At 40.4% G+C, this 12,975-nt stretch carries 8 protein-coding genes; 4 read left to right on the forward strand and 4 right to left on the reverse strand.

Annotated elements, in window-relative coordinates; genetic code table 11:
* The first annotated feature begins 378 nt into the window (after window positions 1-378).
* From RMY16_RS00100 to RMY16_RS00110, 3 genes are all read left to right on the forward strand, one after another.
* Window positions 379-1,320, forward strand: coding sequence for an N-acetylmuramoyl-L-alanine amidase (locus RMY16_RS00100; RefSeq protein WP_322734653.1), 942 nt, complete (start codon window positions 379-381; stop codon window positions 1,318-1,320).
* A 227-nt stretch (window positions 1,321-1,547) separates the two neighbouring features.
* On the forward strand, window positions 1,548-2,147 hold the full coding sequence (locus RMY16_RS00105) for an aminodeoxychorismate/anthranilate synthase component II (protein WP_322734771.1): 600 nt from the start codon (window positions 1,548-1,550) through the stop codon (window positions 2,145-2,147).
* Window positions 2,148-2,150: 3 nt separating this feature from the next.
* Window positions 2,151-2,918 carry an MBL fold metallo-hydrolase gene (locus RMY16_RS00110; protein ID WP_322734654.1) on the forward strand — a complete coding sequence of 256 codons (768 nt, stop codon included), beginning with the start codon at window positions 2,151-2,153 and terminating at the stop codon, window positions 2,916-2,918.
* A gap of 278 nt (window positions 2,919-3,196) precedes the next feature.
* Here the strand turns inward: RMY16_RS00110 and RMY16_RS00115 are convergent, their stop codons facing one another.
* Complete coding sequence (locus RMY16_RS00115; RefSeq protein ID WP_322665783.1) at window positions 3,197-4,438, reverse strand: VCBS repeat-containing protein; 1,242 nt, start codon at window positions 4,436-4,438, stop codon at window positions 3,197-3,199.
* A 700-nt stretch (window positions 4,439-5,138) separates the two neighbouring features.
* The gene (locus RMY16_RS00120) at window positions 5,139-5,417 is read right to left on the reverse strand and encodes an NUDIX domain-containing protein (RefSeq protein WP_322734655.1); all 279 of its coding nucleotides are present in this window, start codon (window positions 5,415-5,417) and stop codon (window positions 5,139-5,141) included.
* 305 nt (window positions 5,418-5,722) lie between these two features.
* On the opposite strand from RMY16_RS00120, the gene RMY16_RS00125 reads away from it, so the two are divergent.
* The gene (locus RMY16_RS00125; protein WP_322734656.1) at window positions 5,723-7,033 is read left to right on the forward strand and encodes an aminopeptidase P N-terminal domain-containing protein; all 1,311 of its coding nucleotides are present in this window, start codon (window positions 5,723-5,725) and stop codon (window positions 7,031-7,033) included.
* A gap of 45 nt (window positions 7,034-7,078) precedes the next feature.
* Here the strand turns inward: RMY16_RS00125 and RMY16_RS00130 are convergent, their stop codons facing one another.
* A complete protein-coding gene (locus RMY16_RS00130; protein ID WP_322734657.1) occupies window positions 7,079-10,807 on the reverse strand; it encodes an AAA-like domain-containing protein in 3,729 nt (1,242 codons plus the stop codon).
* A gap of 622 nt (window positions 10,808-11,429) precedes the next feature.
* Window positions 11,430-12,845, reverse strand: coding sequence for an AAA-like domain-containing protein (locus RMY16_RS00135; RefSeq protein WP_322734658.1), 1,416 nt, complete (start codon window positions 12,843-12,845; stop codon window positions 11,430-11,432).
* Window positions 12,846-12,975: the final 130 nt, after the last annotated feature.

Raw genomic sequence — 12,975 nt, forward strand, 5'->3', positions numbered from 1 at the left:
GCGTTCGGTTTAGAGATTTGGGCATCTAACTAAGTACATTTGTTATGGCTTTCCACTTTTACAAAGCGTTATTATCTAAATAATGGAGGCAATTGCTAGATTTGAATTTATTGCAAAATTTTACTGGTTATTCTCGATATTGATAACTTATAATAGTTGTGTTTTTGGTTACAATATAGTTTTGAATTAGTGAATTTTACCAAATGAAATTTGCTGTCCAGCTTCGCAGAAAAACTTATTTGGTTTAATAGCGTAGGAATGCTGAAAATAATGCAGTTATTGCTAACAAGTATTTTACAAAGCTATTAACTAAACTTTGTCTATATAATTATAAGAGTTTTGAAATAGTGTAAAAACAAGTAAATTGAGGATGAAATAATGAAATTTGGAATTGATACCGGGCACAATTGTCCACCAGATACAGGAGCTAGAGGTATTAAATTAGAGGATAATTTAACTCTAGATGTAGGTAATAGAGTTATAGCCAAGTTAAGAGCTTTAGGAAATGAAGTCGTAGTATGTAGACCAAGTAGTGCTAATACAGTCCGTGACTCACTCTCAAAAAGATGTTCTACAGCTAATGCCAGTAAAGTAGATATTTTCGTTTCGATTCATTTTAATGCTTTTAACAAGCAAGCTAATGGCACAGAAGTATTTGCAACTAGTGATAGAGGTAGAAAAATTGCTAAACCTGTATTGGATGAAATCATTAAGTTAGGATTTTTTAATCGTGGCGTTAAGAGTGGTTCTCACTTGTATGTTCTGAAAAATACAGATATGCCTGCTATCTTGATAGAATGTTGCTTCCTCGATTCGCAAAAAGATATGAATCTTTTTAATCCTGAAGCAATGGCTAATGCAATTGTCAAAGGCTTAACTGGTAAACTGCCAAGTGCCCCTATTAACCCTGTACCAGATGAAGAAGAGAATATAGATGAGACTATTCTCAGACTGCAAAAATCCTTAAATAGACTAAAAATAACTGATAAAAATGGTAAGGCTTTAGTGGAAGATGGCTTCACAGGAGCTAACACCAAATCTGCTGTAGAAAAATTTCAGACTATTGTCGGAGTTAAGCCGACTGGAATTGCTGACGCAACTACATGGAATGCCATAAATCTAATTTTAGCAAAACGAATTATCAGACCAAACCATGCTGGTGGTGCAGTTGTCAGATACTTACAATACCGTTTAGGTGTTGAGAATGATGGCGTCTACGGGCCGCAAACAGAGGTTGTAGTTAAGAACTTTCAAAAGCAAAATGGTTTAGATGCTGATGGAATTATCGGACCTGCTAGCTGGCAGAAATTAATTGGTTAGGCTGATGGGGACTAGAGATTAGAGACTGGGGTAGTAGTGCTGAGTAAAGAAGTTGAGAATCTAACTTCTTTACTCAGAACTGGAAATGGGCTAAACGCACCACTACCGCTAACAGAACTTTTTTGCCTTCGCATTCTTTTTCAAATTGGTATAACGAACAAATAGCATGAGATACTTATTTATGCTTTTTGCAACTGATGAGTGGTAACAACCAGGAGTCACAAGCTTTGATTATAGTGATCGACAATTACGATAGTTTTACATATAACTTAGTGCAGTACCTGGGAGAATTGGTATCAGAGTTCCCAGTGGCAAATGATATTAAAGTTTTTCGTAACGACAAGATATCCATAGATGAGATTCGGGCATTAAAGCCGGAAGCTGTGGTTATTTCTCCTGGGCCTGGTCGCCCGGAAGATGCCGGCATTTCTTTAGAATTGATTGAACAGCTAGGACAAGAGTTACCAATTTTAGGTGTCTGTTTGGGACATCAAAGCATTGGTCAAGTGTTCGGTGGTAAAATAATTCCTGCTCCAGAGTTGATGCATGGCAAAACCTCTCAGGTGTCTCACACTGGAGTGGGGGTTTTCCGGGGATTAGAAAATCCTCTAATTGCCACCAGGTATCATAGTTTGGTAATCGAACGTGAGACTTGCCCAGATGTGTTAGAAATCACCGCTTGGGTTGAAGATAACACCATTATGGGAGTGCGACACCGGAACTATCCTCACATTCAGGGCGTCCAGTTTCACCCAGAGAGTGTCCTGACATCTTCAGGAAAACAGTTATTGCGAAATTTTCTGGAACAGTTACAGTCAAGAGCATAATTAATGAAACGACGACACTTGATGGGCTATGCTGGGGCGGGGTTGGCCACAGCTTTGGTTACTACTTTGGGTTCTGAATCTCAAGCTGACGCACAATCTAGCGGTTTATCAGTTCAGTGGTTGGGTCATACTTGCTTTCTTTTTACTGGCGGTGGTGCAAAAGTTCTCGTCAATCCGTTTCGGACAGTCGGCTGTACTGCTGGGTATCGTCCGCCAAAAGTTGCAGCAGATTTGGTACTGATTAGCAGCCAACTACTGGATGAAGGTGCTGTGGATGTACTACCGGGAAATGCAAAACTCATCTATGAACCAGGAGTTTATGAATTTAAAGGCATTAAATTCCAAGGAGTTGCCATAGACCACGATCGCAAGGGTGGTAAGCAGTTTGGCTCAAATACTGCTTGGAGTTGGAAGCAAGGCGGAATTAATATCCTACACTTAGGCGGGGCTGCTGCACCCATTTCTATTGAGCAAAAAATCTTGATGGGGCGTCCCGATGTAGCGTTTATTCCAGTGGGAGGCAGTGCAAAAGCCTACAATGCTGAGGAAGCAAAGCAGGCTGTTCAAGTTTTAAATCCCAAGTTGGTGATTCCGACTCATTACCGCACACAAGCTGCTGATGCTGCTAAGTGCGATCTTTCGCCATTGGATAATTTTCTGACCTTGATGCAAGGGATGACAGTGCGGCGTAGCAATGGAGATAGTATTTCCATTAGCCCTGGTAAATTGCCGGAAAAGGGAGAAATTCAGGTTTTGAGTTACAAGTTTTGAGTAGTAGGGAATGAGGGAGATGAGAGAGATAAGAGGGGTAAGGAGAAGAAGAGGGAATTATTGAAAATCTTTCCCTTATCTCCCAATACGGTTCGGATAAGCATTTTTCACTTTCCTTATGATCTGGGGAATGGGTTTGCGGGTAAAGGGGAAAGGATGTATTCAAAACCTTTCCCCTTTACCCTTTACCCTTTAACCGAACCGTATTGCCTTATCTCCCCCCTTTTCCTTGTCTTTTTTGTCTCTTCTCCATGCCTTATGCCGAATGACCCTAGATTTTAGAAGGTATACCACTCTGGGCCTAGCTTATCTGCATCGCTGATGGGAGTCTCAACTGCTGTCGTTTCATTTATAGTCCAAATGTTGTCTGTACCTGCTGTCTGATCGCGCCAGTAGATATCAGTCTTGCCATCGCCGTTGAAATCGCCAAGGGATGGTGTCAAGGCCGCGTTATTAGCTGGTAAGAAAGCTTCAGTTGCAACTGTTGTACCATCCATCAACCAAGCGGTGTTCGCGCCTGTGGTTCCATTGTGCCAGAAGATATCGGTCTTGCCATCACCGTTGAAGTCACCAATTTTGGAAGTCCAGGATGAGTCAAGTGTCCCCAAAGCACCCTCGGTGACTAAGATACCATTCATCGTCCAAACCTTGTTCTCACCTGTTTGAGCGTTTCTCCACAGAATGTCTGTCTTAAAGTCGCCGTTGAAATCACCAAGGCTAGAAGTCCAAGCGGCATCTTGTGATTGTAGAGCAAAGTCAGTCTTTTGCGTACCATCCATAAACCAAGCGACGTTATCGCCAGTTGTCTGATTGCGCCAGAAGATGTCACTCTTGCCATTGCCATCGAAATCAACAATGGTAGGAGTATATGCTGCGTCTGTAGTGTCTAAAACAGTTGCATTCAGAACTGTGGTGCCATCCATCTCCCAAATAGCGTTCTCACCGGTTTGACTATTGTGCCAGAAGATATCGGTTTTGCGATCGCCGTTGAAATCTCCAATCTGAGGACTCCAGGCTGGATCAACGCTACTTAGAGCAGCCGCACTACCAACTCTGGTGCCATCCATCAGGACAACGCTATTTTCACCGGTTGTCTTATTGCGTAATAAGAAGTCGGTTTTGCCATCAGCATTGAAGTCAGCAATTTTGTAATCATAGGCGGATAGGTCAAATTGACCTAAAGAACCCTGTTCGACAACTGTTGTTCCATCCATCAACCGAATGATAATCTCACCGGTTGTAGAATTGACCCAAACTTTGTCTGTTTTACCATCACCGTTAAAGTCAGGAGTAATTGCCGCACTAGTTAAGTAAGGATTAGGGTTGGGATTTGCTGACGTTTTAACAGGCGCAGTCACTGGTTGACTTTCTAGTGCTAGTGAAGAACTTTTATTTCCAAACCCCAAATCATAATTTAAACTCTTAAGAGAAGTTGTCAAGATTTCTGATTTTGCAAAAGAATCTGATGCTAATCGAGATGTATTCAAAGCTAAGGGTGAGGAATTTTGATTTTCAGGCATGGTGAATTTTTATTATTGGCTGTCATATTTTTTTAACTTTTTTTTGCAATCTCTTTCTGTAACGAAATAACATTTATCCGGATTTCAATATTTCTTTATAACCATTTTTTATTTATTAATATCACTCTTTGAAGATAAATATTGGTTTTTTTAAACTATTATTCTGAAATTTTCAAGTTCTATATAAGCATTTACAAAATACGTTTTGTAATTTATATATATTATTTATAGATAGAAATGATTACTTTATCGATTTTCTTTGACATTTGAAGCTTGTATCAAAAATCTACCTACGAACCAGAAATTTATTTTATGTTGAATTAGACAGACTTAATTAAAATAGAAGCGATCGCTATATGATTCCTAATGAATTTGCCTAATATTACCTTTGTTTTTTTAGCACGTTTTTAAGTATTAGCTGAAGATCCACTATTTTTTATTTTGTGAACCAGCTTAGATAGAAAATAACCTTGACCACCGTCTAGTCCTAAATTTGAGCTATCCAATTTCACCCAATAAAAATCGAAGGCTATAGGGTTTTTGCTGGTACTTGGATGTATTTCCCAATGCCGCCAAGTCGATGGTGTAGACTGAGTTAATTCGAGATGATACAGCGGTTCTCAGTTGAGTGAGGTACAAGAACCCCACCCCCAACCCCCTCCCCGCAAGCGAGGAGGGGAATATGATGTACCTCATGTGATTAGTAAACGCTATAAACATAACGTTCTTGAATTTCATCCCGATAGGGAGTCATGTTGTATTGATAAATACCTAATAACTCAATAATCCGAACTCCCTTAACACCAGATTCTTCATAAATTTCTCGCAGTACAGCTTCAGATGGCTCCTCGTCTTCTTCAACTGTACCAGCAGGTACTTGCACGCCAGCTTCAGGAAAATTAGTATGTGTAAATACCATTAATTCATTTTTCTTGGTTACATAAGCGAGAACTTTTTTTATTATGGTTTTATTAGACATATTTTTTACTATGTGTTGTTAGATGTATGAACTACCAAAATTTGTATAAAATAAACGTTTAAAACTTATTTAACTTCATGAATATCCTAAATCTTTTGATAAAAACAAGATTTCCGAATTGTTTAAAAATTAGGAAAACTGAGTCTTTCGAGATAATTGATTATTCTCCAATAATTTATGCCTTGAGTGGAAACAAATATTGGTTAGAATAACTTAGATTAGCAACTATTAAGAGGCATCATCTGTGCATCTATTAGTTGTTAAAAGTGTCAAATAATACAATAGTTTTTAAAAGTACATCAACTATGCAAGCAGAATATCGGCAGCGTCGCGAACAATTAATGGCAAAAATTGGTGATGGAACAGCCATTTTTCGCAGTGCGCCAATGGCAGTGATGCACAATGATGTCGAGTATGTTTATCGGCAAGATAGTGATTTTTTTTACTTGACTGGTTTTAATGAACCACAAGCAGTAGCAGTGTTAGCGCCGCATCATGCAGAACATCGGTTTGTGCTGTTTGTCCAACCGAAGGATCGCGAAAAGGAAGTATGGACTGGTTATCTTTGTGGAGTAGATGCAGCCAAGGAAATTTATGGTGCTGATGAAGCGTACCCGATTAGTGAGTTAGATGAAAAGTTGCCGCAGTATTTAGAAAAAGCTAGCCGGATTTATTATCACTTAGGACGCGATCGCAATTTTAACGATCAAATCCTGAAACATTACCAAAGTTTACTGCGGACTTATCCGAAGCGGGGTACAGGCCCGATCGCTATTGAAGATACTGGCCCTGTCCTCAACAGCATGAGATTGATCAAAAGCGAAGTTGAGGTGGAATTGATGCGTCAAGCAGCTGCGATCGCAACTGAAGCACACAATTATGCCCAAGAAATCGCCGCACCTGGACGTTATGAGTACGAAATACAGGCGGAGATGGAACGGATCTTTCGAGTGCGGGGTGGGTTAGGGCCTGCTTATCCTTCGATTGTGGCTTCTGGTGTAAATGCTTGCGTACTACATTACATTGAAAATAATCGTCAAATGCAGGATGGAGAATTACTGCTAATTGATGCCGGTTGTGCTTACGGTTATTACAATTCTGATATTACGCGGACATTTCCTGTGGGGAATAAGTTTACGCCAGAACAAAAAACGCTGTATGAAATTGTTTTAAAGGCACAAAAACAAGCGATCGCTCAAGTGCAACCAGGTAATCCCTTCAAATTAGTTCACGATACAGCAGTGCGCGTTCTCACGGAAGGTTTAGTCGAACTTGGCATTCTCAAAGGTGAAATTGATAAGTTAATTGAAGAAGAGAAATACAAGCCATATTATATGCATCGTACCAGTCATTGGTTAGGTTTGGATGTCCATGATGTAGGTGTTTACCAGCATGGTGAAGACAAACCACAGATTTTACAACCAGGTCAAATTTTGACAGTGGAACCGGGACTATATATTGTGCCAGATACCAAACTAGCAGAAGACCAGCCAGAGACTGATCCTCGATGGGTTGGCATTGGTATTCGTATTGAAGATGATGTGTTAGTTACACCTGGGGGACATGAGATTTTAACTGCGGAGGTTCCAAAAGAAATAGATGAAATAGAAAGATAAAAAATGGGGATGAGGAAGCAATCTTTATTTCTATTAAGAAAATTTCTAATAGTTCTGAGAGCGATCGCAGAGTGAGCGATCGCGCAGCGACTGTGCAGGAGTTTCGCCTTTCTCAACTGCTGTGTTAGTTTTCAGATAATCCTGCACCAACTTGCAACCATAAGTCAGTGCATCTAGCTTGAGAATTTGGGGCAAGTTCCAAAGAATGAGCGTGTTATCATCACCCCCTGAAGCTAGAACACTTCCATCGCGGCTGATTGCAATTTGCCTAATCGCTGCGGTATGTCCTCTCAGGGTCGTTATTTCCGTACCATCAAGTTTCCAAAGCTTAACGGTTCCATCTCCACTGCCAGAAGCAAGCCTTTTACCGTCGGGACTAAAAGCTATCCCCCAAATTGCAGCTGTGTGACCAATGAATGTTTGCAGCAACTTGCCTTCAAGTGTCCACAGCTTAATGGTATTGTCGCCACTTCCAGAAGCCACCATCTTACCATCAGGACTAAAGGCAACTGTCCAAACTGCCGCCGAATGTCCGACAAATGTGCTGAGTAAGTTACCTTCTAGCGTCCATAGTTTAACAGTACCATCCGCACTAGCAGAAGCAATCAGTTGACCGTCAGGGCTAAATGCAACTTCCCATATTTCGGCTTGATGCCCTTTGAGAATTTGTAGCGTAGGTTGACCTACACGCCATATCCGAACATTATTGTCAGTATTAGATATGGCGATCGCTCGACCATCGGGACTTAATAACGCTCCGGTGATTTTGCCATAAGAGTTTTTGTAAGTAGCGATTAACGTACCATCTCGCCGCTTGAGTTGTACCGTATCATCTTCACTAGGAAGAGCCATCAACTTGTTATCCTCACTGAAAGAAACCTGGGAAACTGAGCCTTTTTGGGTCAAAGTTTTCTGCAATTTGCCTTGACGACTCCAAAATTTCACAGTATTTTCGTGGCTGGCTGTGGCGATGGTGGAATTGTCGGAGGCGATCGCTATTGACCAAATTCCGCCTTTATGAGCTATGACACTCTTTTGGAATGGATTTTCACTCTGCCAAAGCCTCACAAGGTTTTCTGCACCTGCCGAAGCTATAAAGCTACCGTCAGGACTGAAAGTAACTCCCCAAACAGATGCACTATGTCCTCTAAGGGTTCTGCGTTCTATGCCATCAATGTCCCAAAGTTTTATAGTTTTGTCGAGACTAGCGGAAGCAATAGTCTGACCATCGGGACTAAACGCGACTCCCGAAACTCCCGCACTATGACCTTTGAGTGTTTTATGAAGACGATAACTGCCATGTGTGCTGTCTCGCTGCCAAAGTTTGACAGTTGTATCTTCACTCGCTGACGCAATAGTCTGTCCGTCAGGACTAAAAGCTATTCTCATAACCCAAGCTGTATGACCTTGGAGAGGTTGTAGGGTATTGGCATTCTGCCAACCTGAACTGTTTTGTCTCCAAAGTTTTACTGTCCTGTCTATATTGGCAGCTGCAATGGTCTGGCCGTCGGGACTAAACGCAACTCCCAAAAACCCAGCTTTATAACCTTGAAATGTTCTTACCAAAGTGCCGTCTCGCTTCCAGACTCTCATAGTTGTGTCCCAACTAATAGAGGCAATAGTTTGACCATCGGGACTAAACGCAACTCCCCAGACTGACGCTGTGTGGCCTTTAAATGTTCTTGAAATGCGCCACGATGCGTCTTTGGGATCGCGTTGCCAAAGTTTAATAGTACTATCCTCACTCGCTGAGGCAAATATCCGACCGTCAGGACTAAATTTAACTGCTCTAACTGCTCCCTGATGACCTTTGAGAGTTGCAACTGCTGTACCATCACGTCGCCAAAGTTTGATTGTTCTATCCATACTGGCTGAAGCAATTAGAGAACTGTCAGGGCTAATATCTACAGCCATTACAGCTGCGGTATGCCCCGAAAAACGGTTGTACTCATCTGCTCCATAAATTGCTTGTTGCAGTGCATTTTCAACTTTAGGCGCAAGATTTGTATTTAATTTATCTAATTTTTGCAGTCTTTTTTTTGCTTTGATTGCTTCTACAAGTGCATCCAATCTGCGATTTGAGGCAAACAATCCAACAGAAGAAGATACAAGCGCTTGAATTTCACTGTTTTTAGCTTGAGTTTCACTTTTACGAGCCTGGTAATACAAAATGAAAGTTCCTATTCCCAAACTACTAGAAACGAGCAATCCAATACTTGCTGCAATTAATAGATATCTCTGTAATAAAGCCGTTTTTTTCTCTTGTACGAGTCGTGTTTCTACCTCTAAAGCCGTTTTTTTCTCTTGTACGAGTCGTGCTTCTACCTCTTTAGCCCGTGCTGCCTCTAATGCCATTTGCATTTCTTGGCGATCGCATTCAACACTTGCGGCTAAAAATTGATAATCTAAATCGCTCAGACTCTTGCCCTGTGACCAATTTTGAGTATCTTTTAAAGCTTGTCCTCGCAACAGACGCGATTCATCTTTGTAACCCGATGCTACCCAAGCGTTAAATGTTTGCGAGTAGGGGCGGAGATTATCTAGTTGTCTTAACACCCATTGGGCATTAAAAACATTCCGATAGATAGGATTTTTAATTTTGAGATAGCCGTTGTGTCTTTCTATTAAACCGGACAACAATAGTTGTATCTGTTCTCGACTATCATCACTCGGAACAGAATGAAGAGGCGGAGGGGAAAACTCTTCTCCCCCACTCCCCTGCTCCCTTGCTCCTCTGCTCCCCTGCTCCTCTGCTCCCCCGCTTCCCTGCTCAACAGCCTCTTCTGCTTGCAATACCTGTTGATAAATACCCAACAACCGCCCTGCCTGTTGTTCGTCGAATAGGAGGCGATCGCGAATAGTACGCAAATGTTCTGGTTCGTCTTGTGACTGCCAATTTTGAATAATCTGCGATCGCACTAATTGCTCTACCCACAATGCTTCTATACCTGGGGGCAGGGTAATTTTCCCTCTAGTACTTTCAAAGGCTACTTGAGTAATTAAGTCACAGAGTTTTTGTGTCAGAAAGGGTTGTCCGCCTGTCCAATAAATAACCTCTTGCAGTATTGCTTGTGGTTGACTGACTACTTCTTCTAATCCTAGAAGCAAGGGCGTGGCTTCATGCAGTTCAAAGCCCTGTAACTCAATTGCTTTACCAAGGTTAAAGGGCGTGCGGCGTTTATCAGCAATCAAGTCGGAGGGACTAGCTACACCAAATAGTGCAAATCCCAAGCGTTCAAAGTTTGAGTTATGTGGTCTTAGATTATAGCACTGACGAATCCAAGCAAAAAAGTCGTTAATTGGGAAACTTAAACTCAGTAGACTATCAATCTCATCAATAAATATGAAAATGCGTTTGGCTTTGCCATTTTGTAGAGAATCACTTTTGATATTTGGTAGTAAGATATCTTCAACAAATAGCTGTAGTTTTTGCACCGAGGAAATACCTGCTTGCATTTCCCACCAGCACTGAAAATCAATTTGTGACGCTAATTTTAAGCTATATAATAAGCTGATAATAATGCCTTTATACCATTGATCTGGTGTAGTATCTTCAATACCCAAGCGAGTCATATCTAAGTAAACACAGCTATGACCTTCTTCCTTAAAACGATAACTTGTGCGTTGTAGTAACGATGACTTACCCATCTGACGAGAGTTGAAGACATAACAGAAATTGCCAGCTTTCAAGCTGGCATAGAGTTGTTCATCTGCCTGACGGGTAACGTATGTGGGGTCGTCAGTGCAGAGACTACCCCCTACTTGATATCTCATATCTAAGTGTAATTATCAAACAAAAACCTTAACATAATGATTAGTAATTTGCCGATAAATTGTTGAAAGTAAATATTGCAAATTTTACAGCACAGTTTTATGTAATAATTTAGTTTGTTCTATGGAACTTTTAACTTTATCCCTGATACCTGAAAAGAGCTAGTATCAATTCTTAGGAAAACCGCAAATTTCCACTTATCTTGTTTTCACGTCGATAAATCACCATCTAATTCAGGCTAACCAGCACCACACACATAATCAGACGAATTAAAATTTTGCTGATGCTGCGGCCCAGAAAAGTGATATTTGCAGTTCTTCTTGAAGTCAATAAACTTTAATTGCTGATGTACTGCTATTGGTATCTACGCATTTAAATATTCTCAGCATCAGAGCGGAAATGCAAGGAAAGTTAAGATAGTTAAGAAAGTTAGCAAAAAATTATTTTAAACTGAAAACATAATTATAGCTAAATACTTAATATCAAACAGCTATCAACTGCTCTTGTTGAAAACGCAAAACTAAAATTTTCTCGAATTTGATCCTGTACTACTGCGATGCTTAGGTTGGGCTGCGCCTGCGCAGTACTTGATCTTGATTGAGTGAGTGCCTTACTGTTGCTATATCAAACAATTGTCGATAGCTGTTTTGCAAAATAGGCGCGGTAGAGTTCGCAACGCGGTAAGATGCGATCGCCCTCAAAGCGGATTAATCCCAAACCTTCAAGCTTGTAAGTGTCAATAGGGTTAAGAGAAATACCTTGATTTGCTGCCATAATTTCAGCATAAGTCTTTGCTAATCTAGGATTTTCTTGCAGTTTGATCAACTGTCGCCATAAATGATCGCGGTAGATGCCACCATTGGCGATCGCTTCCTCTATTATTTCTTGTAGGGTCATTTCTTGAGACCTAAGATAGTACAAACTAATTTGAATTAGTGCTGGATGTCCTCCTACTAATGACATTAGTTGGGCGAAATCTTTAGCTTTAAATGAGTCTAAACCATACCGTTTAGCTAAACCTTCTACTTGTGGTTGAGTAAAATCGTTCAGACGAATAGGTAGACCAATATTAAAAGGAGAGAGGTTAATATCCATAGAGATATAGTCTTCGGTTGAGTAAACCATTACTAACCTCAGCTTTTGCCAGTTGGGATTGTGTCGTGCTTCCTCACACCATGACCTCAACAAAGCAAAAAACTCTTGACAAATGTGAGGATATTCAAAAAAACGGTCAATTTCATTCAACACTAAAACCACTGGGCTTTGACATTGCTCAAGCAAATAGTTTTCTAAATAGAAACCGCTACTCAAGTTGTAGCCAATTTCTTCATTCCATTTTTCTTTGAGGTTGGGGTCAATACCTAACCCTGTTGCAATTTTCCAGCAAAGACGACGCAACAGTTTATTTAAATCAGTTAAACACTCACTATCGAATTGGTAGCAATTCAGATTCACAGTCTGATACCCAAGTTTCTGTGCAAACGCACAAACCCGCAACACAAGAGAACTTTTACCCATCTGTTTGGGGGACTTAATCCGAATTACGCAGCCCTTTTGAGTTATTTCTCGATAAACCTTTTTCTCTAGTGGAGGACGTTCAATATAAAAGTGAGAATCTAAAGGTACGGGCCCATCCGGGTATGAGCAAATATTTTCTACCTGTTCAGTTTGTGTGTCATGTTTTTCGACAAATGAGGTTAATTCGGAACGTTGAGATAAATCTTCTCCTATATTTGCAATAGGCAATAACTCAGATGCTCCAGTCTCATTTGCTTTGTTGATTATGGTGTAGTCTTCGCTGTGTAATTCTAGATTAAAAGCGCTAAAGCAGAGTTTTATGGTTTTTTGATCTACACTTTCACTTAAAGACCATAATTTACTCAAAGTTCTACTAGAAACATGAATACGCGAGCTTATTTCTTCTAAACTCAAGTGTTCGCCTTTATTTTCTACTATCTCCACAGAAAGAATTGCTGATTGTAACCGTTTAATTCCTGTGGATGTTAGTACAACTCCTCGTGTGCGTTTAGTTTTATACATTGCTGTCCCAAGTCTTATGGTAAAAAGGTGTAAAAAATAACACTTATTTTCACTTTGTACTTAGTTATCATTTAGTGTAACAGTTTTTGATACACTGTTATTTCATTTTTTCCTAAAATCTATTGGAACT

It is taken from the genome of Nostoc sp. DedQUE12b, from assembly GCF_034530835.1.
GTDB lineage: Bacteria > Cyanobacteriota > Cyanobacteriia > Cyanobacteriales > Nostocaceae > Nostoc.